Origin of the sequence: Halomonas sp. NO4 (assembly GCF_010994375.1) — a bacterium.
GTDB lineage: Bacteria > Pseudomonadota > Gammaproteobacteria > Pseudomonadales > Halomonadaceae > Halomonas.
Map to the genome: position 1 here is coordinate 101,208 of NZ_WHMA01000009.1, position 26,433 is coordinate 127,640.

The window sequence follows — 26,433 nt, forward strand, 5'->3', positions numbered from 1 at the left end:
ATCATGCTGCAGAATAACGCCCTGCTTGCCCAGCTCAAGCAACAGATCCGCTCCACCACCCCTCGTGTCGAGGGCGTGATCAAGGCCACCGAGAAGGGCTTCGGCTTCCTCGAGACCGACGACGGCAACTCCTATTTCGTCCCGCCGCCCGCCATGAAGCAGGTGCTGCACGGTGATCGCGTCGAGGCCATCCTCCACGAGGAGGGCGACAAGAAGAGCGTCGAGCCGGACACCCTGATCGAACAGGGACTGGATCGCTTCATCGCCCGGGTGCAGAAACGCGAGGGCCGCCTGGCCGTGGTCCCGGACCACCCCTCGATCAAGAACGTCCTGAAGGCGCGCATCAAGCGCAGCCTCGAGGAGGCCAGCATCGGCGATGCCGACTGGGTGGTGGCCCGCCTGGTGCGTCATCCGCTCAAGGCCGATGACCGCGGTTTCTTCACCCAGATCGACGAACTGGTGGCCAAGGCCGACGACCCGGCGGTGCCGTGGCGCGTGACCCTGGCGCGCCACGCCCTGGAGCAGGAGTGCCCGGACGCCGGCAGCGACTGGCCGCTGCGCGACGAGGGTCTGGCACGCGAGGACCTCACCGCCGAGCCCTTCTTCACCATCGACAGCGAGAAGACCCGCGACATGGACGATGCCCTGCGCATCGTCGCTCGTGAGAACGGCGGCTGGGACCTCACCGTGGCCATCGCCGATCCCACCGCCTATGTCGAGGAGGGCCACGCGGCGGACCTCGAGGCGCGCACCCGCGCCTTCACCGTCTACCTGCCGGGCCAGAACGTCACCATGCTGCCCGAGCAGCTGGCCGACGACCTCTGCTCGCTGTGGGAGGGCCAGGAGCGCCCGGTGCTGGCCTGCACGCTCACCGTGCACGCCGACGGCAGCCTGGGCGACTACCGCTTCTTCGCCGCCACCGCCCAGTCCCACGCCAAGCTGGCCTACGACCGCGTCTCCGATTGGCTCGAGGGCCGAGGCGAGTGGGCGCCAGACGACACCATCGGCGAGCAGCTCAAGTCGCTGCGCGATCTCACCGAGGCACGCGCCACCTGGCGGGCCGAGCATGCCCTGGTCTTCCAGGATCGCCCCGACTACGTCTTCGACCTGGACGACGCCGGCAACGTGCTGGACATCCGCACCGAAGAGCGGCGCATCGCCAACCGCATGATCGAGGAGTCGATGATCGCCGCCAACGCCTGCTGCGCCGACCTGCTCGCCGCGCACGTGGGCCACGGCATCTTCAACGTGCATCGCGCCTTCGAGGCCGACAAGGCCGAAGCCGCTCGCGAGTTTCTCGCCAGTCAGGAGATCGAGGTGGCGCTGGAGGCGCTCACCGAGCTGCCGCGCTACAAGGAACTCAAGCGTGAGCTGGAGGGCCGCGGCGACGCCTGGCTCGACCATCGCCTGCGCCGCTTCCAGGGCTTCACCAGCATGTCGGCCAAACCCGGCCCGCACTTCGGCCTGGGGCTGCCCGCTTACGCCACCTGGACCTCGCCGATCCGCAAGTACGGCGACATGGTCAACCATCGCCTGATCAAGCGCGTGCTCAAGGGCGAGCAGGCGCCTGCCGAGGCGAGCCTGGCGCTCACCGAGCAGCTCACCGAGCGCCGCCGGCTCAACCGCATGGCCGAGCGCGACGTCAAGGACTGGCTCTACGTGCGCTACCTGACGCCCGCCGCCGAGGCCCAGCAGACCTTCGACGCCGAAGTGATCCAGGTCAACCGCGGCGGCATGCGCGTGCGTCTCACCGCCAACGGCGCCACCGCCTTCGTGCCCGCCCCGACGATCCACAGCGATCGCGACAAGGTGGCCATCGACGACAAGGAGGGACGCATCCAGGTGGAGAGCGAGGAGCGCTTCAAGCTGGGCGACCACATCCGCGTCGCCCTGGTCGAGGCCCGCGAGGAGACCCGCTCCCTGGTAGCCCGCCCCGTCGAGTGACACGGCGTCCCCACCGACCCGCACGACGCCTCTGCCCGACACGGCCGGGGCGTCGTCGTAGTCGTCGCAGACACGAAAAGGGCACCCGCTCGGGTAATGCCAGTCAGTTAACGCTGACTGGCATTTCTCTTGGCAGGGTACTTCTGTGGTCGGCGCCTGACCGATCGGGGATAAGACCGCTCGCGTCGCTCTGGTAAAACGAAAGACGGTGCCATTTCCAGCATCGACTGAATCACGCCGGGCACACGTCCCGGCGTGACCCAGGGCAGGATCGTCAACTCCTTGATGATCCAATGGGCGGCCTGGTGGAAGCTGAGCTGGTTCGGGTGCACGGCATCCAGGCTATAGGCCATGCGGGCCATCTGGAAACGGATCAGATTGTAGGCCAGCAAGGTGCCCCAGAGCTCCTGGAACACCATCTCCGGCGTCCGGCTACGCAGCGTCAGGCGGTTCCCCAACAGGGATTGCTTCATTTCCCGGTAGCCCAGTTCGATTTCCCAGCGATGGCTGTAGAGATCGACGATATCCGCCGCCGGAAAGCGCAGCGGATCGGTCATCGAGGTCAGGATCTGGACTTCCTTGCCATTCACCTTGCGTCGTAACAGACGCGCCGCCATCGTCGCCGGCAAGTCCGGCCATTTCTTGCGGGCCTGAGGCGAGGTCGTCAGGGTCACCAGGCGGTCCTGCCGACCCAGCGAGCGTCCTTCCTGATACTGCGTCCCCTTCTTCAGAGGAATGAGCCAATGGCGCTGCTCGCCTGCGCTCTGCCAGGCATGCAGCAGGCCCAGCGAATAGAACCCACGGTCGAACAACGTCAGGGAGTGGTCGGGGGTACTGGCGATGAGCTCGGGAACCAGTTCCATTTCGCTCTTCGCCACGCTGTCGAAGGCCGAGCCCGTCAGTAGATGGCTGGTCAGCTCCATCTGACACACCATCCGTACCTGCGGGTAGCTCGCTTCCCCCTGGGCATTGCGCGTGCGCGCGAAGGCGGTCTGATTCTCCGGTGAATCGGGGGTGCGCCAGACCACGCCATCGACGCCCAGTAGCGTCAGCCCGCACCAGTGAGGATGCGGCGTCTGCTGGTGCCACAGGGCCTGGGTCTGCTCGAAGACCCGCTTGACGGGCTCGACCCCTAATCGCTGGCGCGCCTGCACCACAGCGCTGGGCGCGACGAAGGGGCGTTTGCCGGGCAGCATGATGTCGAGATGATTGACGATCTGTCCCATCGGGATATGCCGGAACAAGGCCATCCCGACAACGGCCCAGACCACCATGTCCAGGGGCAGGCGACGCTTTCGCAGTGTGGCCACGCCGGCTTCCTCGAGACAGGTGTCGATCAGTTCGGGAGAGAGCACCTCGGAGAGGCTGGAGAAATCCTCGGGTGCCGCCTTGGCGATGGCATCAATGGCGTCGCTGAAATGCATGGACCTTCCCGTGTCAGTGTGCCTGACACGGGAAGGTCTCATGATCAGCTTATAGAGAATAGGCTTAACTGACTGGCATTACACCTCGCGGTGGGCCTTTTTCGTGCCTGAACGGCGTCAGTCGTCGTCCGCGGGCTCGGGAACTTCGAGCTCCTCGAGCCCCTCGGTAGGATCGCGACGCTCGGCCTCCTCGAATTGTTGCTGGAGCTCGCGCTGCGCCTCCTCGAAGCGCCGCTCCTGCTCCTCGATGATGGCGTCGATATCGCGACTGGTCGGTTCGCCGGCCCGGGAGGCCTGCTCGTCGAGTTCGGAATCACCGGCCTCGGGCAAATCGCTGGAGGGTTCGAGTTCGGTCTCGAAATCCATGGACTCATCGTCCATTGCCTCGAGGGTCGGCGATTCTCCCTCCACTTCCTCGAACTGTTCGTCGAGGCGCCGCTGGGCTTCTTCGAAGCGGCGTTCGGTCTCCTCGATGATCGCTTCGATATCGGAGCTCGTCGGTTCACCCGGCAGGGCACCGCCCTCCTCCAAGGTCTCGGTCGGGGATTCCCCCAGCGTTTCGGCATCGGGGTCGATCGTCTCCTCCCCCTCCGGCATGTCGCCGGTGGGCACCGCCTCCTGGGCTGCGCCATCGTCCGGCGGCGCGTCGCCCTCAGTAGTTGTCGTCGGGTCGCCGGTGGGCGCGTCCGCCGGCGCTTCGGCCGGGTCGGGGCTGGGTTCGGCGGCGGCTTCCTCTTCTTCAGTTGCCGTCTGCGGCTCGTTCTCGCCGTTTACGGCCTCTTCGGCAGGGGCGCTCTCTCCGTCAGCGGGGGCTTCGGCAGCGGTTGCTTCCGGCTCGCTCTCGCCGCCTGCGGTCTCCTCGCCGTCGTCGCCACAACCCGCCAGTCCGAGCAGCAGCACCAACGCCATGACTGCCGGCTTCCAGGGTGTCTTCACCATTGCCTGTCTCCTGAATTCGGGGGCCATATTGCAGCAGAGCCGGGCCCCCCTCGCAAGGCAGGGCGTCCCGGATCAGGTCGCGAAGAGCTGTCCTTCGATATCGCGGAACGCCTTGAATTCGATGGCATTGCCGCTGGGGTCACGGAAGAACATAGTGGCCTGCTCTCCCGGCTGACCCTGAAAACGCATATAGGGTTCAATCTCGAAGCGCACCCCGGCTTCGGTGAGGCGGTCGACCAGGGCTTCCCAGTCGGCCATCTCCAGCACCACGCCGAAGTGCGGTACCGGCACCCCGTGGCCGTCCACGGGATTGCGGTGGTCCGCGACGCCCGCTTCGCCGAGTGCCGGGTTCAGGTGGCAGACGAACTGGTGCCCATAGAGGTTGAAATCGACCCAGGTGTCGCTCGAGCGTCCCTCGGGGCAGCCGAGCAGTTCCCCGTAGAAGCGCCGCGCCTCGGCCAGGTCGCGAACCTGTACGGCCAGGTGGAAGGGAGTCAGCATGAGGATCCTCCGTTTTGGTCAGGGTAGCCCCATCATGCCGCAGCGAGCGGGCGCTGGACAGGCCACCTACGCACCTCGAGCGTGGCGCGAAGTATGGTAGATTGCTTCCAGCGACACAGGCGCATCGCCGACCAGTACCAGGGAGCCGGACTTGACCGAACAGCTAAGGGACTTCCTCCACGCCCTGCTTCACGCCTTGCGCAACCTCCTGCCGATCATCGTGGTGGTGGTGGCCTTTCAGGCACTGCTGCTGCGTGAATGGCCGGAAGGGGGATGGGGAATGGCCGTGGGCCTGCTCATCGTGGCGTTGGGCGTCGCGCTGTTCTTGCGCGGCCTGGAGCTGAGCATCTTCCCGGTCGGCAAGCGGCTGTCGAACCAGTTTGCCCGGCGCGGCTCGCTGCCCATCCTGCTGGCCTTCGGATTCGCCATCGGCTTCTCGGCGGTGGTCGCCGAGCCGGCGCTGATTGCCGTGGCCGAACAGGCCGAGCAGATCAGCGGGGGGCGCATCGATGGCCTCACCCTGCGGTTGATCGTCGCCGCCTCGGTGGGCCTGGTCATGTCCCTCGGCGTGCTGCGGGTGATCCTGGGCCACCCCATCCACTGGTACATGATCTGCGGCTATGTGTTGGTGGTGCTGGTCACCTTCTTCGCCCCGGAAGAGATCGTCGGGCTGGCCTACGACTCGGGGGGCGTGACCACCAATATCGTCACCGTGCCACTGATCGCCGCTCTGGGCATCGGCCTGGCGTCGTCAATCCGAGGACGCAATCCGCTGATCGACGGCTTTGGCCTGGTGGCGCTGGCCGTCATGGTCCCCATGATCAGCGTCCAGTTGTACGGCACTCTGGTCTATGCCGACGACAGCAGCGTGCCCGCCGCTGCCGACATGGTTGCCCTCAGCACGGAAACCAAGTCCGCGCCCGGCGCATTGCAGGCCCTCCTCGATCTGCTGAGCATGCTGCGCGACGTCCTGCCGATCATCCTCGTCGTGCTGTTCTTCCAGTACGCCGTGCTCAAGCGCCACCTCGCCGACCCCCTCAAGGTAGGCATCGGTTTCGCCCTGGTGATCATCGGCCTCTATGCCTTCGTCATCGGCTTGAAGTTGGGGCTCTTCCCCATCGGTCGCAGCATGGCCGAGCAGCTCATCGCCTTCGACAGCTGGCTGTGGGTCTACCTGTTCGCCTTCGCCATCGGCTTCGCCACCACCATGGCCGAGCCGGCGCTGATCGCCGTGGGCCAGCAGGCCGAGGAGGCTGCGACGGGAAAGATTCAGGGCAACGTGATCCGGCTGCTGGTGGCATTCGGCGTGGCCATCGGCATCACCATCGGCGTGCATCGCATCATCAGCGGTGACTCCATCCACCACTACATCATCGGCGGCTATCTGCTGGTAATCCTGCTCACCGCCCTGGCACCGCGCTATATCGTGGCGCTGGCCTTCGACCTCGGCGGGGTGACCACCTCCGAGGTGACCGTGCCGCTGGTGACGGCGCTGGGCATCGGCCTGGCCAGCCAGATCGAGGGCCGCAATGTGCTGATCGACGGCTTCGGGCTCATCGCCTTCGCCTCGATCTTTCCTATCGTGACGGTAATGACCTATGCCATTCTCATGGAGAGGGTGGTGCGACCACGAGGTGAGACACCATGAAGTTTTCCCTGCTGGTGGCGATCGTCCCAGAGGACATGGAACAGGAATGCATCGATGCCGCCACCGAGGCCGGCGCCGTGGGCATGACCCTGATGACGGGCCGCGGGATCGGCGGCGAGCGCAAGAAGACCTTCTTCGGCCTGACCTACGAGGGCAGCCAGAGCATCCTGCTGATGACCCTGGAGAAGAGTCTGTCGCTCAAGGTGCTCAAGGCGATTCGTCACGTGCTCAACCCCACCGGCGAAGACTCCAAGGGGCTGGTCATGACCCTGCCCGTGGAGCATCTCGGCGGCATCGAGATGTCGCAGGTCAAACGCTTCGAGGAACGGATCCGACACGAGGTCTGACCCACTGGACGGAGAGAAACGATGCTGGTCAAGGACATCATGATGCGCGAGGTGGTAACGGTCTCGCCCTTCGCCACCCTGCGCGACGCCCTGAGCCTGATGAAGAAGCACAACCTGAAGTGCCTGGTGGTAGAGCAACAGGACCCCCACGACGCCTGGGGGCTGATCACCTACACCAATGTCCTCAAGACGATCGTCGCCGAGGCGGGGGACATCGACCTGATCAACGTCTACGACGTCTGCGCCAAACCGGCGATTGGCGTCGGCGAATCCCTGGATGTGCGTCACGTTGCCCGCCTGATGACCGACAGCGTGGTCAAGCGGGTGCTGGTGCTGGATGACAACAAGCTCGTCGGCCTGGTCACCATGGACGACATCGTCGGTACCGTGCTCGACATGATCGAGTGACAGCTGCGGAAGCCCCATGCAAGACTTCTTCACCTGGCTCGGCCACTTTCTGGGCGATCTGATCCGTTTTGTGGTCGACCTGCTCAGCCGCCTCTACCATGACGTCAGCGACGCCGCCCGCGGCTTTCTGGACGGCCTTACCCAGTCCCTGGGCATCGCCCCTTCGCTGGTGAGCATGGCCATGCTCGCCGTCGGGCTGTGGCTGCTCTACCTGGCCCTGCGCGCCCTGCTGCGACGGCGGCTGATCGCCACCGTCGTGTGGAGCGTATTGGGGGTGATGGTACTGAGCTGGCTGATCAGTTAGCCAACGCCTTTTCTACCACTTCATAGACATTGGGCGAGAGCTCCTCGGCGCGGATGCGCTCGAGCTCGCGCTTCATGAGCTCCTGGTGCGCCTCGTCGAAGCGCTGCCAGCGGGTCAATGGGGTGATGAGTCGCGCGGCGATCTCCGGATTGAGACGATTGAGCTCGATCACCACGTCGGCGAGCAGCTGGTAGCCCTGGCCGTCGGCGCGGTGAAAGTTGACGCGGTTCTGGCCGGCGAAGGCGCCGATCAGGGCACGCACCCGGTTGGGGTTCTTGAGCGAGAAGGCCGGGTGATCCATCAGGAAGCGCACCCGTTCCAGGGCGTCCGACTGCGGCCGGGTGACCTGGATGCTGAACCACTGATCCATGACCAGCGGATCGTGGGCCCACTTCTCGCCGAAGGCGCGCAGTGCCGGATCGGACAGGTCATCCCGTGAGCTGTGCGTCAGCAGGGTCAGGGCATGGCGCACGTCGGTCATATTGTGGTCGGCGGCGAACTGCTCCTGGGCATGGGCGATGCCCGCCTCGTCCTCGATGGCCACGAGATACGAAAGCGCCACGTTCTTCAGGCTGCGTGCGGCGATCTGCTCGGGCTCCGGCGCGTAGGGGGCCTCACTGCGATTGGCCTCATAGACGGCAAGGAAGTCGTCGCGCAGGGCGAGCGCCAGCGACTGCTTGACGAAAGTGCGCGCGGCGTGGATGGCGTCCACGTCCACCAGTGGCTGCTGCTCGGCGATGTAGGCCTCGCTGGGCAGGGTCAGCATCTCGGCGAGCACCGCCTTGTCATCGGTCGAACCGGCCTGAGCGAGCAGGCTGCGGAAGGCCTCGACGACACGCGGATCCATCACTTTCTCGACGCCATTGCGGTGGGCCGCGATGAGGTCGTCCAGCGCCAGCAGCGCCAGACGCTGGCCGGCGTCCCAGCGGTTGAAGCCGTCGGAATCGTTGGCCAGCAGGAAGGCCAGGTCCTCGCGGCCATAGGGGAAGCGCAGCTTGACCGGCGCCGAGAAGCCGCGGGCGAGCGAGGGTATCGGCGCCTCGTCGACGCCGGTGAAGACGAAGGTCTGCTCCTCCTCGCACAGGTGGACCACCGCATCACGGCCCAGGCGTTCGCCCTTCAGGGTCAGCGTCAGGTCCTCGCCGGACTTGGTGCCCACCAGGCCCATCCGAATGGGGATATGCAGCGGCAGCTTCTCCGGCTGGTCCGGCGTGGCCGGGGTGCGCTGGCGCAGGGTCAGGCGGTATTCGCACTCCGCGTAGTCGTACTCGCCGTGGGCGTCGATCTCCGGGGTGCCGGCCTGGGAGTACCAGCGCAGGAACTGGGAGAGGTCCTGGCCGGAGGCCTCGGCCATGCAGGCCACGAAATCCTCGATGGTCACCGCCTGGCCGTCGAAGCGGGCGAAGTACTGGTCGGCGCCGCGCCGGAAGGCCTCCCAGCCCACCAGGTTGCGCAGCATGCGCACCACCTCGGCCCCCTTCTCGTAGATGGTCAGGGTGTAGAAGTTGGAAATCTCGATGTAGTGATCGGGCCGCACGGGGTGGGCGGTGGGCCCGGCATCCTCGGCGAACTGGGCGGTGCGGAAGAAGGCCACGTCCTGGATGCGCTTGACCGGCGCCGAGTTGGTGTCGGCGGAGAAGCACTGGTCGCGGAAGACGGTGAAGCCCTCCTTCAGCGAGAGCTGGAACCAGTCGCGGCAGGTCACCCGGTTGCCCGACCAGTTGTGGAAGTACTCGTGGGCGACGATCCCCTCGACCCGCTGGAAGGTCGCATCGGTGGCGGTGCGGGGGTGGGTCAGCACCGCCGCGGAGTTGAAGATGTTGAGCCCCTTGTTCTCCATGGCGCCCATGTTGAAGTCGTTGACCGCCACGATCATGAAACGGTCGAGGTCGTACTCGCGGCCGTAGGCCTCCTCGTCCCAGCGCATGGCGCGCTTCAGCGAGGCCATGGCGTGGTCGGTCTTGCCGAGGTTCTCCTCTTCGACCCAGATCTGCAGGGTGACGTCACGCCCGCTCAGGGTCGTGAAGCGGTCCTCGACCTTCTGCAGATCGCCGGCGACCAGGGCGAACAGGTAGCAGGGCTTGGGGTGCGGATCCTCCCAGGTGACGAAGTGACGTCCCCCTGGCATCGTGCCCCGCTCCACCGGGTTGCCGTTGGCGAGCAGCACCGGCTCGCGCTCGGCGTCGCCGATCACCGTGGTGGAGAAGGTCGCCATGACGTCGGGGCGGTCCGGGTAGAAGGTGATGCGCCGGAACCCTTCGGCCTCGCACTGGGTGCAGTACATGCCGTTCGACTGATAGAGCCCCTCCAAGGCGGTGTTCTCCTGGGGGGCGATCTCCACTTCGGTGTCGAGCCGGAAGCGCGCGGGCACTCGGTGCACGGTCAGACTGCTGTCGGTAAGTGCATACTCACCCTCTTCGAGGGGCTGACCGTCGATGGCGATGGCCTTGAGCCTGAGCCGCTCACCGTCGAGGACCAGTGGCTCCCCGGCCCCCACCTCGGGATGGCGTTCCACATGCAGGCGCGCCGTCACGCGGGTCGCTGCCGGGTCGAGGTCGACACTCAGCTCGGTGCGCGCGACGCGGTAGGCGGGCGGGCGATAGTCGCTCAGGTAGGTGGGCTTGGGTTCGGACATCGGGAACGGGCTCCTGTCGAAAAACGACGGCCATTGTACGGCGGCCGTGGCCCGAACCTCAAAGCAGCCGGCGATCAACGGCGCGACAGGGGGCGGGCGACGGACCAAGGCTCGGCTCGGGGCGGGTGACGATCCACAGCCCGATCAGCACCAGGCCGACGGCCAGCAGGGCCTTCAACCAGGTGAGGCTCACCGTCAGCGCCAGCACCAGGATCGACACGCCCAGCGCCAGCACGGCGAGGTACTTGGCGTGGCGTGGAATGGCACGCTCGCCCTCCCAGGCCAGCACGGCCGGCCCGAAGCGCGGATGCTGGCGAATCCACAGGGCGAAGCGGGGCGAGCCCCGCGAGGCGGCCCACACGGCCAGCAGCATGAAGCAGGTGGTGGGCATCAGCGGCAGGAAGGCGCCGATCACACCCAGCGCGAAACTCGTCCCGGCAAGAGCGAGATAGGCGGCGCGACGCACTGACGGCATGAATTCCCTCCCCCTCGATCGGCCAGGGCCATCGACCGGCTTCGGCGATGGCACCACTGTCAACCATTCAAGCGTATTCGCCCCGGCCTCGCCAATCGGCTCTGTCTATGACGCCCTTTACCGCCGCCCCACGAAAATGCCCGCCGGAGGCGGGCAGGTGCCGATCGGGCCGTTACTGGATGGGGATCTCGCGCCGCTTGGACGTCACCTCGCCGCTGCGCGGCACGGTGACCGTCAACACGCCGTTGGCGAATGAGGCCTTGATATCCTCGGCCTTGGCGTCCGCCGGCAGGTCGAGCATGCGGCGGAAGCTGCCGTAGGCGCGCTCGACGCGCTGGTAGCGATCCTCCTTTGTGCTGCTCTCCTGGCGCTTCTCACCCTCGATGATGAGCCGCTGATCGTCGAGGGTCAGCTTGACGTCCTTCTCCTCGACGCCCGGCACCTCGACGGTGATCACGTATTCGTGGTCACGCTCAGCGATGTCGAGCTGCGGGCGCAGCAACGACGGCATGTCACCGAAGCGGCTCTCCAGCGAAGGCATACCGAACTGGCGCATGACGTTGTCCATCCAGCGATCCAGTTCCTGGTGCATGCCCAGCAGCGGCGACAGCTCGCCGCGCCGCGGCTGCTCGACCGGCGCGGCCGTGGACGGCGCGTCGCTGGCTTCGCTCTTGAACCAGTTCCAGGGAGAAAACTTCTGCAGATTCATACGCCACCTCCTGTCGTTGACATGTGACGCCAATCCAAAGGGTACTGCCTGTCTTCACCGATAGATTTGGTGGCGCACAGGCGCTTTTCAAGGCGACCTGCACGGCCCTTGACCTGGATCAGTCCGCTCAGGCGAGCGTGCCGCGTCAATCGCGGAAGTTGTTGAACTGCAAGGGAAGGTCCGGGCCGTCCTCACCCCGGAGCAGGGCCATGACGCTCTGGAGGTCGTCGCGCTTCTTGCCCGTTACGCGCACCTGGTCGCCCTGAATCTGCGCCTGCACCTTGAGCTTGCTGGCCTTGATGCGCTTGACGATGTCCTTGGCTTCCGCCGCCTCGAGCCCCTGCTTGAGATGCACCGTCTGGCGGGCGCGCACGCCGGAGAGTTCCGGCTCCTGTACGTCCATGCAGCGCGGGTCGATGCCCCGGCCAATGAGTCGATTGCGCAGGACATCGAGCATCTGCTTGAGTTGGAAGTCGACCTCGGCCTGCAGCGTCACCGTCTCGCCGGTCAACTCGAAGCTGGCGTCGACGCCGCGGAAGTCGAAGCGTCCCTGAATCTCGCGGTTGGCCTGGTCAACGGCATTGCTGGCTTCGTGCTTGTCGAATTCGGACACGATATCGAAGGAGGGCATGGTGGCATCCTGCTGACAATGTAAGCTGACAAAAATAAAGAGGGGCGCGGTACGCCAGGCGGCAGTCTACACGACTTGCTCCCCACAGGGCTCCGTCAGCGCCTTCTCCATCTGCCAGCCGGCACAGCCGTCGGCATAGTAGTCGTCGAGCCAGCGGCTCAGGCGGTAGCCCAGGCGACGGTAGAGACGCAGCGCGACCCGGTTGTCGGCGCGCACCTCCAGGCTCAGGCACGCCGCCCCCCGCTCGAGCGCCACCGCTTCCAGGGCCTCCAGCAGGCGGCGACCGATGCCGGCGCCGCGCGCCTCGGGATGCACGCAGAAGGAGTAGAGCCGCACACGCGGGCTGCCGCGACGGAACAGCAGCAGGCCATAACCCAGCAGCTCGCCGCGCTCGTTCTCGGCCACCAGGGTCAAGGCATGCGCCCGGTTGAGCAGATGCCACAGCTGGCGACGGCTGAAGCGGTCACCGGCGAAGGCGATCTGCTCGAGGCCTACGATGGCGTTAAGGTCCTCGGCCCGGCCCTGGCGCAGCGTGATGGTCATGATGACACTCCCGACGGTTCGCCACGGATTGTCACCACGCTCGGTGCGCCTGTCAGCGCCTGTTTGCATGAATTTTTTTCAGCAACCCTCCTGCTTGTCCGCCGCCTCCCTCAAGGGCATCCTGAGCGCGTCTGCCTTGCCCTCCCCCTTTCGTCTCAGGAAGCTCCTCCATGTGTCCCCTGCGTATCGTCGTCGACCGCCTGGCTGACTGGCGCCCCTACTACCCCACCGAGGACCTGGTCAGCGCCGACGACTTCCTCGCCCTGGACCGTCGCCACCGGGCGGGCAACGGCGAGGCGGAGCGCGCTACCCACGTCATCAACCTGTGCAGCGACCTCGACTACCTGGGCAGCGGCTACTACGTGTCGCTGCTCGCCCAGGCGCGCAGCCAGCGCGTGCTGCCCACGGTGGAAACGCTCAATGCCCTGTCGCGCAAGGCGCTCATCGACCTCGAGCTGGCGAGCCTCGCTCCGCTGCTCGGCGACCTGGCGCGCAAGGGGCAGCTGACCGGGGACTCCCTGGTGCTGCGGGTGCTGTTCGGCGAGTGCCTCGAGCCGGGGCTGGCCAAGCTCGCGCGGCGGCTCTTCGAGCGGCTGCCCTGTCCCTTGCTCGAGGCCCGCCTGGTCAGGCGCCAGGACGAGTGGCGCCTGGCCCGCTTGAAGCCGTTGCGCCTGCGCGATCTGGCCGCTGCCGAGCAGGACCTCTTCGCCACGGCGCTCAATCGCCATTCGCGCAAGGTGTGGCGTACCCCCAAGGCGCGCCGGCGCTACCGTTTCGATCTGGCCATTTTGGTCGACCCTCAGGAAGCCCTGCCGCCCAGCAACCGTGGGGCCTTGCGCGCTTTCATCCGTGCCGGTCGCCGCCTGGGTATCGATGTCTCGCTGATCACCAAGCGCGACGCGGGGCGCCTGGCCGAGTTCGACGGCCTGTTCATCCGCGAGACCACCGCGCTCGACCACCACACCTACCGAATGGCACGTCAGGCCGAGTACGAGGGGCTGGTGGTGATCGACGCGCCCCAGGACATCCTGCGCTGCACCAACAAGGTCTACCTGCACGCCCTGCTGCGCGCCCGCGGCGTCCCGGCCCCGGAGGGCCGCCTGCTGCAGCGCCGCGACCGCGGGCGACTCGCCGAACGCCTCGCCGGGCTGAGCTTCCCGCTGGTGCTGAAGGTGCCCGACGGCAGCTTCTCGCGCGGCGTGGTCAAGGTCACCGACCCGGAGCACCTCGAGCGCGAGGCGGCCAAGCTGTTCGAAGCGTCCGCCCTGCTGCTCCTCCAGGAGTGGCTGCCTACCGAGTACGACTGGCGCATCGGCGTGCTCGACGGCCAGGTGCTGTTCGCCAGCCGCTACTACATGGCACGCGGCCACTGGCAGATCTACGACCACTCCGGCACTCGCGTGAAGAGCGGCGGCTTCACCACCCATGATCCCGAGGATGTCCCCCCCGCCGTGCTGCAGGCAGCCCTCAAAGCGTGCCGGCTGATCGGCAACGGCCTGTACGGCGTCGATCTCAAGCAGAGCGGTGACCGGGCGGTGGTGATCGAGGTCAACGACAACCCCAACGTGGATGCCGGCATCGAGGATGCCCGGCTCGGCCGCGCCCTCTACGAGCGCATCATGGGGGTCTTCCTGGCGCGCATGGAGGCGCGCCGGCGCCAGGCCGGCTGACGACGCCCGACCGGTGGCGTACGCTACCCGCCACTACCGTGACAGGAGTGCCTCATGACCGATCGCGATACCCGCCACCAGAAGGCGATGCAGAAGCTCAAGGCGCATGTCGACGAGCGCGTGGCGAAAGCCACCGAGCAGCGCGGCCAACTGCTGGTGTTCACCGGCAACGGCAAGGGCAAGACCACCGCCGCCTGGGGCACCGTGACCCGGGCCCTGGGCTACGGCCATCGGGTGGGGGTGGTGCAGTTCATCAAGGGCATGTGGGAGTGCGGCGAGCGCGAGCGCCTGACCGACGACCCCAACCTGGAGGTGGCCATCATGGCCACCGGCTTCACCTGGGAGACACAGAACCGCGAGGCCGACACCGCCGCCTGCCGCGAGGTGTGGCGGGAGGCGCAGCGTTTGCTAGCCGACCCGGACGTCTTCCTGGTGGTGCTCGACGAGATCACCTACATGCTCAAGTTCGGCTACCTGGATATCGACACGGTGACTCGGGCGCTCGCCAACCGTCCCCGAGAGCAGACGGTGATCATCACCGGGCGCAACGCCCACCGCGAGCTCCTGGCCATGGCAGACACCGTGACCGAGATGCAAGAGGTCCGTCACGGCTTCAACAACGGCCTGGAGGCGCGCCGCGGCATCGATTACTGAGCCGCAAAACACGCCAGGCGCCCCGTGGGGCGCCTGGCGCAGGCCAAACGGCGGCGGGCGTTCAGCCCGCGAAGGGGTTGCGCAGCACGATGGTCTCGTTGCGGTCCGGGCCGGTGGAGATGATGTCGATGCTGGTGCCCACCTTCTCCTCGAGAAAGCTGATGTAGGAGCGGGCGTTGGCCGGCAGGTCCTCGACGCGCTTGATGCCGAGGGTGGATTCGCTCCAGCCGGGCAAGTCCTGGTAGACCGGCTCGATGGCCTCGTAGCCTTCCGAGTCCACCGGGGTGTCGAGCACCTCGCCGTCCTTGCTGCGGTAGCCCACGCAGACGCGGATGTTCTCCAGGCCATCGAGAACGTCGAGCTTGGTTAGGCACAGGCCGGAAACCGAGTTGATCTGCACCGCGTGGCGCAGCGCCACGGCGTCGAACCAGCCGCAGCGGCGCGGCCGCCCGGTGGTGGCGCCGAACTCGTGCCCCTTCTCGGCCAGGTGGCGGCCGTGCTCGTCGAACAGCTCGGTGGGGAAGGGGCCGGAACCGACCCGCGTGGTGTAGGCCTTGGTGATCCCCAGCACGTAGTCGAGATAGAGCGGTCCGACCCCCGAACCGGTGGCGGTGCCGCCGGCCGTGGTATTGGAGCTGGTCACGTAGGGATAGGTGCCGTGGTCGATGTCGAGCAGCGAGCCCTGGGCGCCCTCGAACAGGATGTTCTCGCCAGCGCGACGGATCTCGTGAACCAGGCTCACGGTGTCGCACACCATGGGGCGCAGTTCCTCGGCCATCTGCATGGCGCTGTCCAGCACTTCCTGGAAGTCCACCGGCTTCTCGCCGTGGTACTGGGTCAGCACGAAGTTGTGGTAGTCGAGCACCTCGCCGAGCTTGGAAGCGAAACGCTCGCGATGCAGCATGTCCCCCAGTCGCAGGCCGCGCCGCGCCACCTTGTCCTCGTAGGCGGGACCGATGCCGCGCCCGGTGGTGCCGATCTTGGCCACGCCACGGGCCTTCTCGCGCGCCTGATCGAGGCGCACGTGATAGGGCAGGATCAGCGGACAGGCCGGCGACAGGCGCAGGCGCTCGCGCACCGGCACGCCCTTGGCCTCGAGCTCGCGAATCTCCTTGATCAGGGCATCCGGCGCGAGCACCACGCCGTTGCCGATCACGCAGGTCTTGTCGGGCCGCAGGATCCCCGAGGGAATCAGGTGCAGGACGGTCTTCTCGCCATCGATCACCAGGGTGTGACCGGCATTGTGACCGCCCTGGAAGCGCACCACCGCAGCGGCGGATTCGGTGAGCAAGTCGACGACCTTGCCCTTGCCCTCGTCACCCCACTGGGTGCCCAGTACGACTACGTTCTTGCCCATTGTGCTCTCGTCTCTCGTTGCTGCACCGCCGGCTGGCCTGTGGCCTGGGTTCGGCCGACGGGCCGGATGGATCGACCGACCCGTACGGTCAGTCCGCTTGCCTCACACCGCGCTCACTCTTCCAGGTCCGCGACCTGCCACTGGCCACCGCGCCACACCAGCTGACGTCGGCAGCGGTGCGCTTCGGGGCCGGTCGTCTGGCCGGGCAACGCCTGGACCACGCGCTCGCCGCGGTGGCGCAGGTCGGCGATCGCCTCGCTCACGCCCTCCCCCGCAGCGGGCGCCCAGATGCCGTCTCCGGCCGGCGCGTGCTGCCCCAGGGTGGCCAGCAGCTTGAGGTCCATGGAAAACCCCGTGGCCGGGCGCGCCCGCCCGAATGCGCGGCCGGTATCGTCGTAGCGCCCGCCCTTGGCCAGTGCCTGGCCGTAGCCGGGCACGAAGGCGGCGAACATCATCCCGGTATGGTAACGGTAGCCACGCAGCTCACCCAGGTCGAAATAGAGGGCCACTTCGGGATGTTCTGCAGCCACGCCGGCATGGAGGGCGCGCAGCCGCGCCAGGGCCTCGGCGACCGCGGCCGGCGCTCCGGCGAGCGCATCGCGGGCCTCGTCCAGCACCTCGGGGCCGCCGTGCAGGGTGCCCAGGCTCTCGAGCATCCCGGCAATGGCCGGATCGCGGACGCTGGCCGCCACCTCGCTGGCCAGCGCACCGGGCGACTTGAGCGCCAGGGCGTCGAACAGCGCGCGCTCCTGATCGGCATCGAGCTCGGCGGCCTGGACCAGGCTGCGATAGATGCCGATATGGCCCAGCGCCAGATGCACTTCCTCGGCGCCCGCCGCCTCGAGGCTGGCCAGCGCCAGGCGCAGGATCTCCAGGTCGGCCTCGGGGCCGGCATGGCCGAACAGCTCGACGCCCACCTGCACCGGGCTGCGCCCGCCCTGATTCTGATCCGCCTTGGCGCGCAGCACGTTGGTGCAGTAGCACAGCCGCGCCGGGCCCTGGTGTCGCATGGAGTGGGCGTCCATGCGCGCCACCTGAGGCGTGACGTCGGCACTCGCGCCCATCAGGCGGCCGGTGGCCTGATCGGTGAGCTTGAAGGTCTGCAGGTCCAGGTCGCTGCCGGTGCCGGTCAACAGGGAGTCGAGAAACTCCACCGGCGGCGGCATCACCTGGTCGTAGCCCCAGCGGTAGTAGAGGTCGAGCAGCGCCCGGCGCAGCTCCTCCATGCGGCTCGCCTGGGGCGGCAGCACTTCGTCCATGCCGTCGGGCAGCAGCCAGCGGTCAGCAATGGTCATGTCTTCAATCCTGCAAACGAAGGGGATCGGGCGGAAGGCGACCGGGAACGCCCACAAAAAAACCGGGCCACGCCCGGTTGAAGGATTCTACCACGTTTGGCTCGGGGATGAACCCCGCCCGGCGCCGGGGCGGGGCTCAACCGGCTACCCCTGGTCTGGCTGTTCCTGGTCGTGCCGTTCCGGGCTCTTGAGGTAGCGGAAGAACTCGCTCGACGGATCGAGAACCAGCATGTCCTGGCCTTCGCTGAAGCTGTCACGATAAGCGTTGAGGCTGCGCCAGAAGCGGTAGAACTCCTGATCCTTGCCGTAGGCTTCCGAGAAGATCTCGGCGGCTTCGGCGTCACCTTCACCGCGCAAGGTCTCCGCCCGCTCCGTGGCCTGAGCCAGCAGCACCTGACGGCGCCGGTCGGCGTTGGCGCGAATGCGCTCGGCCTCCTCCTGGCCCTGGGCGCGCCACTCGCGGGCCTCGCGTTCGCGCTCGGAGCGCATCCGGTCATAGACCGCGGCGGAAACGTCATCGGGCAGGTCGATGCGCTTGACGCGCACATCGAGGATCGCCACGCCCAGCTCGTCACGCAGCAGCTGGTCGAGCTCCTGGGTTGGGCCCGTCATCAGGTCATCGCGACGCTCTGCGATGATCTGCTGCAGGTCGAGGCGGCCGAACTCGTTACGCAGGCTCTCGTCGACCCGCGGCTGGATCAGGCGAATCGCCATCATCTCGTCGCCGGACGTCGCCTCGTAGTAGCGGGTGGGGTTGACCACCTGCCACATCACGAAGGAGTCCACGATCACCGCCTTCTGCTCCAGGGTCAGGTAGCGGCTGGGATCGGTGTCCAGGGTCAGCACCCGGGTGTCGAACTTGCGCACCGTCTGGGTGATCGGCACCTTGAAGTGCAGCCCGGGCGAGATGTTCTCCTCGACGACTTCACCGAAGCGCAATTTCACGGCACGCTCGGTCTCGTCGACCACGAAGAGGCTGTTGCTGGCCAGCCAGGCGGCGGCGGCCAGGCCACCGACGATCAGCAGGGAACGGTTGTTGATCATTTAGCGGCCCTCCCGGCGAATGCCGCCGCTGGAATTGCTGGAGTTGCTGCCCTGCGAGGACGTGCTGCGCAGGCGTTCCAGCACGCGCGGGTCGAGCTCGCCGCTCTCGCCCTGCTGTGCCTCGCCCTGATCCTGCAGGCGTGTCCCGCCGGGGCGCTGGTCGAGCGGCAGGTACATCAGCGGCGCATCGTCGCTGACGTCCACGAGCACCTTCGGTGTCTTGCCGAACACCTCGGCGATGGCATCCAGGTAGAGACGCTCGCGCATGATATCCGGGGCGTTGCGGTACTGGGCCAGCAGCGCATTAAAGCGGTTGGCCTGACCTTGTGCCTCGGCGACCACCGACTCGCGATAGCCCTGGCCCTGCTCGACCAGGCGTTGGGCCTGACCTTGCGCCGCGGGGATGATGGCGTTGGCGTAGGCCATGCCCTCGTTGATGGTGCGCTGGCGATCCTCGCGGGCCCGGATCACGTCGTCGAAGGCGTCGATGACCGGATCGGGTGCCGCAGTGGACTCGATGTTGATGGTCTGCAGGCTGATGCCGGTACCGTAGCTGTCCAGGTAGGACTGCAGGCGACTGGCCACGGAGCTGCCGAGAATCTCGCGCCCCGAGGTCAGGATCTCGATCATTTCGGTCCCGCCCACCACGTGGCGCAGGGCGCTGTCCAGGGCGTTCTCGATGGAGAGCTGCGGATTGCGCACGTTGAGCACGAAGTCGCGCGGACTCGCTACCTGATACTGGGCCGAAATCTCCACCTCGACGATGTTCTCGTCGCGGGTCAGCATCGACTGCATCTGGCTCAGCGAGCGCACACGGGTCACGTTGACCATGCGCACGTCGTCGATCAGCGGCGGATTCCAGTGCAGGCCCGGGGTGACCACGCGCTGGAACTCGCCGAAACGCAGCACCACGCCGCGCTCGGCCTGATCAACCAGATAGAACCCCGAGGCCCCCCACACCGCCAAGGCGATGACAATCAACAGCCCCGGCAAGGCAAAGGTGTTGCGCGGCCGACCGCCGCCACCGCCCTTGCCGCCGCGACCGCCGCCCTTTCCGCCACGGCCGCCGAGCATGCGGTTGAGCTTGTCCTGAAACTTCTTCAGTGCCTCGTCGAGGTCGGGTGGGCCCTGGTTGCCGCCGCGCTTACCGCCGCCGCCACCGCCGCGCCCCCCACCGCTCCAGGGGTCGTGCTGGTTGCCACCACCAGGCTCATTCCAAGCCATACATCGTCTCCACTCTCGTTGCCTGCCGTTGCCGCCGGCGAGGCGTCGGTTGCCATCTTGTCGGCGCTTCAGGCGCCATGGCCCAGTTCTGTCAGGCGTCGCGCGACGTCCGGTGCCGATTCACGACTCCCACACCGGACGCTCCTGCAGCTCACGAGGCAGATAGTCCTCGGCGCGCTCGCCGAGCCGCGCCATCAGCTGCAGGAAATCGCGACGCGGCAGGCGGATCACCAGCCGCGTGTGCCCTGCGTCGTCGAAATGCTCCTCGCGCACCGCGCCCAGCTCGTGCAGCCCGGCGCGCAGCCGCCCCTGCTCAGGGGCAAGCGTCAGCGAAAAATCGATCACATCCTCAGCCAGGCACTCCGAGAGCGCCTGGTAGAGCAGATCGATCCCCCGCCCCTGCTGGGCCGAGAGCCACACCACCTCGGGGCGGCCCTCGCCGTCACGCTCGATGCGCGGAGCGCTGTCGAGCAGGTCGATCTTGTTCATCACCTTGAGCATCGGCACGTCGAGCGCCCCGATCTCGTCGAGCACCGCCTCCACCTGCGCCACGTTAAGGTCGCGGTCAGGGTCGGCGGCGTCGATCACATGGACCAGCAGCGCCGCCTCCGCGGCCTCCTGCAGCGTGGCCTGGAAGGCCTCGACCAGCTTGTGGGGCAGGTGGCGAATGAAGCCCACGGTGTCGGCCAGCACCACCGGCCCCACGTCGTCGATCTCCAGACGGCGCAGGGTCGGGTCGAGGGTAGCGAAGAGCTGATCGGCCGCATAGACCTCTGACGCGGTCAACGCGTTGAAGAGCGTTGATTTGCCGGCGTTGGTGTAACCCACCAAAGAGACGCTGGGGATCTCCGCCCGCGAACGCGCGCGCCGGTTCTCGCTGCGCTGGCTGCGCACCTTGTCGAGGCGCTTGTGGATCGCCTTGATGCGCGCCCGCAGCAGCCGGCGGTCAGTCTCGAGCTGGGTCTCACCCGGGCCGCGCAGCCCGATACCGCCCTTCTGGCGCTCCAGGTGGGTCCAGCCCCGCACCAGGCGGGTGGCCATGTACTCCAGCTGGGCCAGCTCGACCTGCAGCTTGCCCTCGTGGGTCCGTGCCCGCTGGGCGAAGATGTCGAGGATCAGGCCCGTGCGGTCGAGCACGCGACACTTCAGTTCACGCTCCAGGTTGCGCTCTTGGGAGGGGCTCAGCGCATGGTTGAAAATGACCAGCTCTGCCCCGTGAACCGCCAGCGCCTCGCGCAGCTCCTCGACCTTGCCAGCGCCGATGAAGGTGCGGGGATCGGGGCGCTGCCGGCTGCCGGTGAGCAGCGTGGCCGGCTCGGCCCCGGCGGAGCGCACCAGTTCCAGGAACTCGCCGGGATCCTCGCGCTCACGCTCGTCCTGAAAGTCCACATGAAGGAGTACCGCCGTCTCGCCGGCGTCGGGGCGCTCAAAAAACAATCAATGACCTCACACGTTATTTTCCGGCTGGGCAGCAGGATCCTGGGCCGGCAGGCGCACGTTGCGCGACGGGACCACCGTGGAGATGGCGTGCTTGTAGACCATCTGGCTGACGGTGTTGCGCAGCAGGATGACGAACTGATCGAAGGATTCGATCTGTCCCTGCAGCTTGATGCCGTTGACCAGGAAAATCGATACCGGAATGCGCTCCTTGCGCAGGATATTCAGGTACGGGTCTTGAAGGGACTGCCCTTTGGACATGTTGCCTCTCCCTATATCGTTTTCTTTAAGGGGTGGAAGTTATGATGTTGGGGTGGGTCACCCGGCCACTCGAAGCGCTCATCTTACGCTAACCGACCGATTCGCGCACGAGTTTCAGGACGGCGGGGAACGCATCGTCGCCCTGGGAATCGATCCATTCCAGCCCCGGCCAGCGACGCAACCACGTCAGCTGCCGCTTGGCGAGCTGGCGCGTCGCCACCACGCCGCGATGTCGCAGGTCGGCGAGATCGCCCTCGCCCGCCAGGTACTCCCACACCTGGCGATAGCCCACGCTCTTCATCGAGGGCAACGCCGGATGCAGATCGCCCCGCGCCCTGAGTGCCGCCACCTCCTCGATCAGCCCGGCGGCCAGCATGGCGTCGAAGCGGGCGGCGATACGCGCATGCAGGACGCGGCGATCCCCGGGGCTGACTCCTATCGACAGCGTACGCCAGGGGAAGGTTTCAGGGCGCTGTTCACGCCACAGCGCGGTGAGGGAGCGCCCGCTGACGTGATAGACCTCCAGTGCGCGCATCAGCCGCTGGGGATCGTTAGGGTGGATGCGCGCTGCCGAGACCGGGTCGACCTGCGCGAGCGCCTCGTGCAGGGCGGGCAGCCCCCGGGCTTCGACTTCGCGCTCCAGCTCGGCGCGCACCGTCGGGTCGGACGCCGGTAGGTTGGCCACCCCGGCCAGCAGGCGCTGGGCGTACATCATGGTGCCGCCCACCAGCAGCGGAATGCGCCCTGCCGCAGTGATCTCGCGCATCGCCGCCAGGGCATCGGCGCGGAATTCCGCCGCCGAGTAAGGCTCGGCGGGATCGCGGATATCGATCAGCCGATGTGGCGCGCGGGCCAACTCCGTCGCCGTGGGCTTGGCGCTGCCGATGTCCATGCCGCGATAGACCATGGCCGAGTCCATGCTGATCAGCTCGCAGTCGAGCTGCTCGTGCAGGGCGATCGCCAGGTCGGTCTTGCCGGCGGCGGTGGGCCCCATCAGCAGGATGGCCAGGGGACGGTCGTCGGGCATGGGGCTGCTGTCCATGTAGGGGCTACTGTCCACGCAAAAAGAGCCGGTCGAGTTCCTTCATGCTCATCTCGGTCCAGGTGGGACGGCCGTGATTGCACTGCCCGCTGCGCTCGGTGCGCTCCATGTCGCGCAGCAGGGCATTCATCTCGGCCAGGGTCAGCTGGCGATTGGCGCGCACGCTGCCATGGCAGGCCATGGTGGCGAGCAGCTCATTGAGATGCGCTTCCAGCCGGTCGGAGCGGCCGTAGCGCTCCAGGTCGCCGAGCATGTCGCGCACCAGCGCCTCCACGTCGGCGTCGCTGAGCAGAGCCGGCACCTGACGCACCAGCAAGGTTTCGGGGCCGGCCACGTCGAGCTCCACGCCGAAGCGAGCGAAGGCGTCGCGCTCGGCCTCGGCGGTGGCCACCTCGGCAGCGCTGGCGGCCAGCGACACCGGCACCAGCAGCGGCTGGGCATCGAGGGTGCCCTGATGCACCTGCGCCTTCATGCGCTCGTAGACGATACGCTCGTGGGCAGCGTGCATGTCGACCACCACCAGGCCGCGGGCGTTCTGGGCCAGGATGTAGATACCATGCAGCTGGGCCACGGCATAGCCCAACGGCGGGGCCTGGGTGGCATCCGCCTCGGCCAGCGGCGGCCGCGCTGCGGGCTGTGGCACACCTTGGCGTTCGGCCAGCGCCATGTCAGCCGCCTCACCCCCAGCCCCGGGTGATGCCGGCTGGGGCGTGAGCAGCGTCGCCTCGTGCTCGGGATGCAGGGCACGGTAGCCGTCCATGAAGGCGCGGACGCGGTTGGGGGTCACCGACTCACCGGGCTCCTCGCGACGCTCGTGCAGTGCCATGGGCTGCTGCTGCCAGCGCCCGGCCGACTCGCGCACACCCCGCTTGGCCTCGGCCGACGACGCGGGTGCTTCCACGGCGCTGGTCTCGCTATCATCCGCCACTTCCCGCTCCCCCGGGCGCGCCTCGGCGAGCGCCCGGTGCAGGCTGGAGAAGAGGAAGTCGTGCACCAGCCGGCCGTCCCGAAAGCGCACCTCGTGCTTGGTTGGGTGAACGTTGACGTCCACCACCGTGGGATCGAGCTCCAGGTAGAGCACGAACACCGGGTGACGGCCGTGGAAGAGCACGTCGCGGTAGGCCTGACGGATGGCGTGGGCCACCAGGCGGTCGCGCACCACGCGGCCGTTGACGAAGAAATACTGCTGGTCGGCCTGGGCGCGGGAGTGGGTGGGCAGTCCCACCCAGCCCCACAGGCGCAGGTGGCCAGCCGACAGATCGAGGTGCAGGGCGTTCTCCAGGAAGCCCTTGCCGAGCAGCGCCGCGATGCGCCGCTCGCAGCCCGCCGGATCGCCGGCCGCAGGCAGCTGATGCACCGTCTTCTGGTTATGGCGCAGCGTCCAGGCCAGGTCGAAGCGCGACAGCGCCAGGCGCCGGAAGGCCTCCTCGACATGGCCGTATTCGGTCTTCTCGGTGCGCAGGAACTTGCGTCGCGCCGGGGTATTGAAGAAGAGATCGCGCACCGTTACCGAGGTGCCGCGGGGGTGCGGCGCCGGTGTGACCCGCGGCTCCATCTGGCGCCCTTCGGCGACCACCCGCCAGCCGGCGGTGGGGTCGTCGGCGACGTTGGAGGTGAGATCGAGGCGCGACACCGAGCTGATCGACGCCAGCGCCTCGCCGCGAAAGCCGAGGCTCGCCACACCCTCGAGCTCCTCGAGAGAGGCGATCTTGCTGGTGGCATGGCGCGACAGGGCCAGCGGCAGGTCCGCCTCGTCGATGCCGCCCCCGTCGTCGCGTACACGGATCAGCCGGGCCCCGCCGGCCTCCAGCTCCACCTCGATGCGCTGGCTGCCGGCGTCGATGGCGTTCTCGAGGAGCTCCTTGACCACCGAGGCGGGCCGCTCCACCACTTCGCCGGCGGCGATCTGGTTGGCCAAGCGCGGGTCGAGGACACGGATGCGACGACTCTCGGTCATGCGATGAAGAACCTCATGAACGCGGTATCCGCAGCACCTGACCGACACGGATCACGTCGCCGTTGAGCTCGTTGGCCTGCTTGAGCTGGGCGACGGGCACGCCGTGGCGGGCGGCGATCTGCGAGAGGGTGTCACCGGGCTGGATGCGGTACTCGTTGCCGGCGGTATTGCGCTGGTTGTCACGCTGCCAGGCGAGCAGGCTGGCCGGTGGCGGATTGCGCCGGAAGTGCTCGCGCAAGCCGCCGAAGACGGCCTGAGCGAGCTCGTGCTGATAGCCGCCGTCGCGCAGGCGACGCTCCTCGCCGGGGTTGGAGATGAAGCCGGTCTCGATGAGCAGCGAGGGAATGTCCGGCGACTTGAGCACCATGAACCCGGCCTGCTCGACCCGCGACTTGTGCAGGCGGTTGACGCGCCCCAGCTGGTCGAGCACCTGGCCACCGATCGACAGCGAGTCGTTGAGGGTGGCGGTCATGGTGAGGTCGAGCAACACGCCGCGCAGCACCTCGTCCTTGTCGCTGAGCGAGAGGTTGCCATCCACCCCGCCGATCAGGTCGGCGCGGTTCTCGCTGGCGGCCAGCCACTGGGCGGTCTCCGAGGTAGCGCCGCGCTGCGACAGCGCATAGACCGAACTGCCGTTGGGCCGCGGACTGGTGAAGGCATCGGCGTGGATGGAGACGAAGAAGTCCGCCTTCTGCTCGCGGGCGATGCGGGTGCGCTGACGCAGCCCGATGTAGTAGTCGCCGTCGCGGATCATCACCGCCCGGAAGCCCTGGGTATCGTCCACCAGGCGCTGCAGGCGGCGGGCGATCTCCATCACCACGTCCTTCTCGCGCGTGCCCGAGGGGCCGATCGCCCCGGGGTCCTCGCCACCGTGGCCGGCATCGATGGCAATGATGATATCGCGTTTGGGATGGGGCTGGGCCTGGGACACCGCCGCCGCCGCGGCCGCGGCGGCCCCGCTGGTCCCGTCGCGGCGCGCCCGCTCGGCAGTGATCTCCTGGTCGCGGATCATCGCCTCGATGGGATCGATGGGGTTCTCCACGGCGCTCTCGCCGGGATACTCCATGTCCACCACCAGGCGGTGGCCGTACTGATCATTGGGTGGCAGGGTGAAGTGGCGCGGCTCGATCTCGCGGGAGAGCTCGAGCACCACGCGCAGGCCGGTGCCGTTGCGAATGCCGCTGCGCACCTCGGTGATGGCACTGCCGCTCAGGTCGAGACGAGCCAGGTCGGTGTTGAGGCCGCTCTCCTCGAGGTCGATCACCAGGCGCCGCGGGTTGTTGAGCATGAAGACCTCGGCCTCGGCGACGGTCGAGAGATCGAAGACCAGCCGCGCATGGTCGGGGGCGGCCCACAGGCGCACGTTGTCCACCTCGGCGGCACTGGCCGGCAGGGCGACCAGTGCCAGACAAGTCGTCAGCCACAGGCCGCGCAGCCCCTGCACGACCCGGCGCCAGCCACGGGGACGCCACGCTTCACTCATGTCGCTGCCCGCTCCCCGTGACGAATGGCACCGGCCAGCGCGGGCGCCTCGGCGAGTCGCTCCAGCGCCGCCCGGCCGTGGGGGGTGAAGGCCGCCAGCTGAGCCTCGCGCCCCGCCGCGGCGAGGCGCAGCTGCACCTCGATATCCGGCACCGGCAGCCAGCCCTCGCCGCGGCTCGGCCACTCCACCAGGATCAACGCCTCTTCGGCGAAGAGGTCGCGCCCGCCGATGAACTCCAGCTCCTCGGGGTCGCCAAGCCGGTAGAGGTCGAGGTGATAGAGGCGCTGGTCGTCGAGCACGTACGGCTCGACCAGCGTATAGGTGGGGCTCTTCACCGCCCCGCCGTGGCCGTAGGCGCGCAGCACACCGCGCGCCAGGGTGGTCTTGCCGGCGCCCAGTTCGCCAGCCAGGTGCACGCACCCGTGGCCGTTCAAGGCACGTCCCAGGCATTCGCCAAAGGCGACCTGGCGCTCTTCGTCGTCGAGTTGCACGCGCATCATG

At 67.5% G+C, this 26,433-nt stretch carries 25 protein-coding genes; 7 read left to right on the top strand and 18 right to left on the bottom strand.

The features are described from left to right. The first annotated feature begins 3 nt into the window (after nucleotides 1-3). A complete protein-coding gene (locus FEF15_RS09240; protein ID WP_163558866.1) occupies nucleotides 4-1,944 on the top strand; it encodes an exoribonuclease II in 1,941 nt (646 codons plus the stop codon). Nucleotides 1,945-2,051: 107 nt separating this feature from the next. Here the strand turns inward: FEF15_RS09240 and FEF15_RS09245 are convergent, their stop codons facing one another. The 3 genes from FEF15_RS09245 to FEF15_RS09255 form a co-directional block, all read right to left on the bottom strand. Further along, nucleotides 2,052-3,368 carry an IS4 family transposase gene (locus FEF15_RS09245; protein WP_163558867.1) on the bottom strand — a complete coding sequence of 439 codons (1,317 nt, stop codon included), beginning with the start codon at nucleotides 3,366-3,368 and terminating at the stop codon, nucleotides 2,052-2,054. Between the two features lie 117 nt (nucleotides 3,369-3,485). Further along, complete coding sequence (locus FEF15_RS09250) at nucleotides 3,486-4,307, bottom strand: hypothetical protein (protein WP_163558868.1); 822 nt, start codon at nucleotides 4,305-4,307, stop codon at nucleotides 3,486-3,488. Nucleotides 4,308-4,379: 72 nt separating this feature from the next. After that, complete coding sequence (locus FEF15_RS09255; protein WP_205598508.1) at nucleotides 4,380-4,808, bottom strand: VOC family protein; 429 nt, start codon at nucleotides 4,806-4,808, stop codon at nucleotides 4,380-4,382. Between the two features lie 151 nt (nucleotides 4,809-4,959). Between FEF15_RS09255 and FEF15_RS19670 the strand changes: the two genes are divergently transcribed. The 4 genes from FEF15_RS19670 to FEF15_RS09275 are packed head-to-tail and all read left to right on the top strand — an operon-like array spanning nucleotide 4,960 to nucleotide 7,515. Continuing rightward, nucleotides 4,960-6,456 carry a DUF1538 domain-containing protein gene (locus FEF15_RS19670; RefSeq protein WP_163558869.1) on the top strand — a complete coding sequence of 499 codons (1,497 nt, stop codon included), beginning with the start codon at nucleotides 4,960-4,962 and terminating at the stop codon, nucleotides 6,454-6,456. Continuing rightward, complete coding sequence (locus tag FEF15_RS09265; RefSeq protein ID WP_163558870.1) at nucleotides 6,453-6,803, top strand: transcriptional regulator; 351 nt, start codon at nucleotides 6,453-6,455, stop codon at nucleotides 6,801-6,803. Before FEF15_RS19670 ends, FEF15_RS09265 begins: the two co-directional genes overlap by 4 nt. Nucleotides 6,804-6,824: 21 nt before the next feature. Then, nucleotides 6,825-7,211, top strand: coding sequence for a CBS domain-containing protein (locus tag FEF15_RS09270; protein ID WP_163558871.1), 387 nt, complete (start codon nucleotides 6,825-6,827; stop codon nucleotides 7,209-7,211). A gap of 16 nt (nucleotides 7,212-7,227) precedes the next feature. After that, nucleotides 7,228-7,515, top strand: a complete 288-nt coding sequence (locus tag FEF15_RS09275) for a hypothetical protein (protein ID WP_163558872.1) — start codon at nucleotides 7,228-7,230, stop codon at nucleotides 7,513-7,515. Here the strand turns inward: FEF15_RS09275 and pepN are convergent. From pepN to FEF15_RS09300, 5 genes are all read right to left on the bottom strand, one after another. After that, complete coding sequence (pepN, locus tag FEF15_RS09280) at nucleotides 7,508-10,150, bottom strand: aminopeptidase N (RefSeq protein WP_163558873.1); 2,643 nt, start codon at nucleotides 10,148-10,150, stop codon at nucleotides 7,508-7,510. The two genes, FEF15_RS09275 and pepN, sit on opposite strands and share 8 nt — an antisense overlap. A gap of 58 nt (nucleotides 10,151-10,208) precedes the next feature. Then, on the bottom strand, nucleotides 10,209-10,625 hold the full coding sequence (locus FEF15_RS09285; protein WP_163558874.1) for a YbaN family protein: 417 nt from the start codon (nucleotides 10,623-10,625) through the stop codon (nucleotides 10,209-10,211). Nucleotides 10,626-10,797: 172 nt separating this feature from the next. Further along, a complete protein-coding gene (locus tag FEF15_RS09290; RefSeq protein WP_163558875.1) occupies nucleotides 10,798-11,334 on the bottom strand; it encodes an Hsp20/alpha crystallin family protein in 537 nt (178 codons plus the stop codon). A gap of 145 nt (nucleotides 11,335-11,479) precedes the next feature. Continuing rightward, on the bottom strand, nucleotides 11,480-11,965 hold the full coding sequence (locus FEF15_RS09295; RefSeq protein ID WP_163558876.1) for a YajQ family cyclic di-GMP-binding protein: 486 nt from the start codon (nucleotides 11,963-11,965) through the stop codon (nucleotides 11,480-11,482). A 66-nt stretch (nucleotides 11,966-12,031) separates the two neighbouring features. Next, nucleotides 12,032-12,508: an N-acetyltransferase gene (locus FEF15_RS09300; RefSeq protein ID WP_163558877.1), complete on the bottom strand. Its 477-nt coding sequence runs from the start codon at nucleotides 12,506-12,508 to the stop codon at nucleotides 12,032-12,034. A 170-nt stretch (nucleotides 12,509-12,678) separates the two neighbouring features. On the opposite strand from FEF15_RS09300, the gene FEF15_RS09305 reads away from it, so the two are divergent. Together FEF15_RS09305 and cobO are read left to right on the top strand one after the other, a co-directional pair. After that, nucleotides 12,679-14,178: a RimK family protein gene (locus FEF15_RS09305; RefSeq protein WP_163558878.1), complete on the top strand. Its 1,500-nt coding sequence runs from the start codon at nucleotides 12,679-12,681 to the stop codon at nucleotides 14,176-14,178. Nucleotides 14,179-14,232: 54 nt separating this feature from the next. Next, on the top strand, nucleotides 14,233-14,832 hold the full coding sequence (gene cobO, locus FEF15_RS09310; RefSeq protein ID WP_163558879.1) for a cob(I)yrinic acid a,c-diamide adenosyltransferase: 600 nt from the start codon (nucleotides 14,233-14,235) through the stop codon (nucleotides 14,830-14,832). Between the two features lie 61 nt (nucleotides 14,833-14,893). Here cobO and FEF15_RS09315 read toward each other — a convergent pair whose 3' ends face one another. From FEF15_RS09315 to tsaE, 10 genes are all read right to left on the bottom strand, one after another. Then, nucleotides 14,894-16,189, bottom strand: a complete 1,296-nt coding sequence (locus FEF15_RS09315) for an adenylosuccinate synthase (RefSeq protein ID WP_163558880.1) — start codon at nucleotides 16,187-16,189, stop codon at nucleotides 14,894-14,896. Nucleotides 16,190-16,302: 113 nt separating this feature from the next. Next, nucleotides 16,303-17,484, bottom strand: coding sequence for an ATP phosphoribosyltransferase regulatory subunit (locus tag FEF15_RS09320; protein WP_163558881.1), 1,182 nt, complete (start codon nucleotides 17,482-17,484; stop codon nucleotides 16,303-16,305). Between the two features lie 144 nt (nucleotides 17,485-17,628). Further along, entirely contained in the window at nucleotides 17,629-18,528 is a 900-nt protein-coding gene (hflC, locus tag FEF15_RS09325) for a protease modulator HflC (protein WP_163558882.1), read from the bottom strand. Beyond that, nucleotides 18,529-19,752: an FtsH protease activity modulator HflK gene (gene hflK / locus FEF15_RS09330; RefSeq protein WP_163558883.1), complete on the bottom strand. Its 1,224-nt coding sequence runs from the start codon at nucleotides 19,750-19,752 to the stop codon at nucleotides 18,529-18,531. A 120-nt stretch (nucleotides 19,753-19,872) separates the two neighbouring features. Continuing rightward, nucleotides 19,873-21,189, bottom strand: coding sequence for a ribosome rescue GTPase HflX (hflX, locus tag FEF15_RS09335; protein ID WP_163558884.1), 1,317 nt, complete (start codon nucleotides 21,187-21,189; stop codon nucleotides 19,873-19,875). Between the two features lie 9 nt (nucleotides 21,190-21,198). Further along, a complete protein-coding gene (hfq, locus tag FEF15_RS09340) occupies nucleotides 21,199-21,450 on the bottom strand; it encodes an RNA chaperone Hfq (RefSeq protein ID WP_163558885.1) in 252 nt (83 codons plus the stop codon). 88 nt (nucleotides 21,451-21,538) lie between these two features. Then, a complete protein-coding gene (gene miaA, locus FEF15_RS09345) occupies nucleotides 21,539-22,477 on the bottom strand; it encodes a tRNA (adenosine(37)-N6)-dimethylallyltransferase MiaA (protein ID WP_163558886.1) in 939 nt (312 codons plus the stop codon). Nucleotides 22,478-22,499: 22 nt separating this feature from the next. After that, on the bottom strand, nucleotides 22,500-24,449 hold the full coding sequence (mutL, locus tag FEF15_RS09350; RefSeq protein ID WP_163558887.1) for a DNA mismatch repair endonuclease MutL: 1,950 nt from the start codon (nucleotides 24,447-24,449) through the stop codon (nucleotides 22,500-22,502). A 13-nt stretch (nucleotides 24,450-24,462) separates the two neighbouring features. Continuing rightward, complete coding sequence (locus tag FEF15_RS09355; protein WP_163558888.1) at nucleotides 24,463-25,932, bottom strand: N-acetylmuramoyl-L-alanine amidase; 1,470 nt, start codon at nucleotides 25,930-25,932, stop codon at nucleotides 24,463-24,465. Further along, the gene (gene tsaE / locus FEF15_RS09360; RefSeq protein WP_163558923.1) at nucleotides 25,929-26,429 is read right to left on the bottom strand and encodes a tRNA (adenosine(37)-N6)-threonylcarbamoyltransferase complex ATPase subunit type 1 TsaE; all 501 of its coding nucleotides are present in this window, start codon (nucleotides 26,427-26,429) and stop codon (nucleotides 25,929-25,931) included. Before tsaE ends, FEF15_RS09355 begins: the two co-directional genes overlap by 4 nt. Nucleotides 26,430-26,433 lie beyond the last annotated feature (4 nt).

Excerpts from the sequence above, each read along its gene's own strand:
- FEF15_RS09240 (WP_163558866.1), top strand. The coding sequence starts at position 4 with ATGCTGCAGAATAACGCCCTGCTTGCCCAGCTCAAGCAACAGATCCGC.
- FEF15_RS09245 (WP_163558867.1), bottom strand. The coding sequence starts at position 3,368 with ATGCATTTCAGCGACGCCATTGATGCCATCGCCAAGGCGGCACCCGAG.
- FEF15_RS09250 (WP_163558868.1), bottom strand. The coding sequence starts at position 4,307 with ATGGTGAAGACACCCTGGAAGCCGGCAGTCATGGCGTTGGTGCTGCTG.
- FEF15_RS09255 (WP_205598508.1), bottom strand. The coding sequence starts at position 4,808 with ATGCTGACTCCCTTCCACCTGGCCGTACAGGTTCGCGACCTGGCCGAG.
- FEF15_RS09265 (WP_163558870.1), top strand. The coding sequence starts at position 6,453 with ATGAAGTTTTCCCTGCTGGTGGCGATCGTCCCAGAGGACATGGAACAG.
- FEF15_RS09270 (WP_163558871.1), top strand. The coding sequence starts at position 6,825 with ATGCTGGTCAAGGACATCATGATGCGCGAGGTGGTAACGGTCTCGCCC.
- FEF15_RS09275 (WP_163558872.1), top strand. The coding sequence starts at position 7,228 with ATGCAAGACTTCTTCACCTGGCTCGGCCACTTTCTGGGCGATCTGATC.
- pepN (WP_163558873.1), bottom strand. The coding sequence starts at position 10,150 with ATGTCCGAACCCAAGCCCACCTACCTGAGCGACTATCGCCCGCCCGCC.
- FEF15_RS09285 (WP_163558874.1), bottom strand. The coding sequence starts at position 10,625 with ATGCCGTCAGTGCGTCGCGCCGCCTATCTCGCTCTTGCCGGGACGAGT.
- FEF15_RS09290 (WP_163558875.1), bottom strand. The coding sequence starts at position 11,334 with ATGAATCTGCAGAAGTTTTCTCCCTGGAACTGGTTCAAGAGCGAAGCC.
- FEF15_RS09295 (WP_163558876.1), bottom strand. The coding sequence starts at position 11,965 with ATGCCCTCCTTCGATATCGTGTCCGAATTCGACAAGCACGAAGCCAGC.
- FEF15_RS09300 (WP_163558877.1), bottom strand. The coding sequence starts at position 12,508 with ATGACCATCACGCTGCGCCAGGGCCGGGCCGAGGACCTTAACGCCATC.
- FEF15_RS09305 (WP_163558878.1), top strand. The coding sequence starts at position 12,679 with ATGTGTCCCCTGCGTATCGTCGTCGACCGCCTGGCTGACTGGCGCCCC.
- cobO (WP_163558879.1), top strand. The coding sequence starts at position 14,233 with ATGACCGATCGCGATACCCGCCACCAGAAGGCGATGCAGAAGCTCAAG.
- FEF15_RS09315 (WP_163558880.1), bottom strand. The coding sequence starts at position 16,189 with ATGGGCAAGAACGTAGTCGTACTGGGCACCCAGTGGGGTGACGAGGGC.
- FEF15_RS09320 (WP_163558881.1), bottom strand. The coding sequence starts at position 17,484 with ATGACCATTGCTGACCGCTGGCTGCTGCCCGACGGCATGGACGAAGTG.
- hflC (WP_163558882.1), bottom strand. The coding sequence starts at position 18,528 with ATGATCAACAACCGTTCCCTGCTGATCGTCGGTGGCCTGGCCGCCGCC.
- hflK (WP_163558883.1), bottom strand. The coding sequence starts at position 19,752 with ATGGCTTGGAATGAGCCTGGTGGTGGCAACCAGCACGACCCCTGGAGC.
- hfq (WP_163558885.1), bottom strand. The coding sequence starts at position 21,450 with ATGTCCAAAGGGCAGTCCCTTCAAGACCCGTACCTGAATATCCTGCGC.
- miaA (WP_163558886.1), bottom strand. The coding sequence starts at position 22,477 with ATGCCCGACGACCGTCCCCTGGCCATCCTGCTGATGGGGCCCACCGCC.
- mutL (WP_163558887.1), bottom strand. The coding sequence starts at position 24,449 with ATGACCGAGAGTCGTCGCATCCGTGTCCTCGACCCGCGCTTGGCCAAC.
- FEF15_RS09355 (WP_163558888.1), bottom strand. The coding sequence starts at position 25,932 with ATGAGTGAAGCGTGGCGTCCCCGTGGCTGGCGCCGGGTCGTGCAGGGG.
- tsaE (WP_163558923.1), bottom strand. The coding sequence starts at position 26,429 with ATGCGCGTGCAACTCGACGACGAAGAGCGCCAGGTCGCCTTTGGCGAA.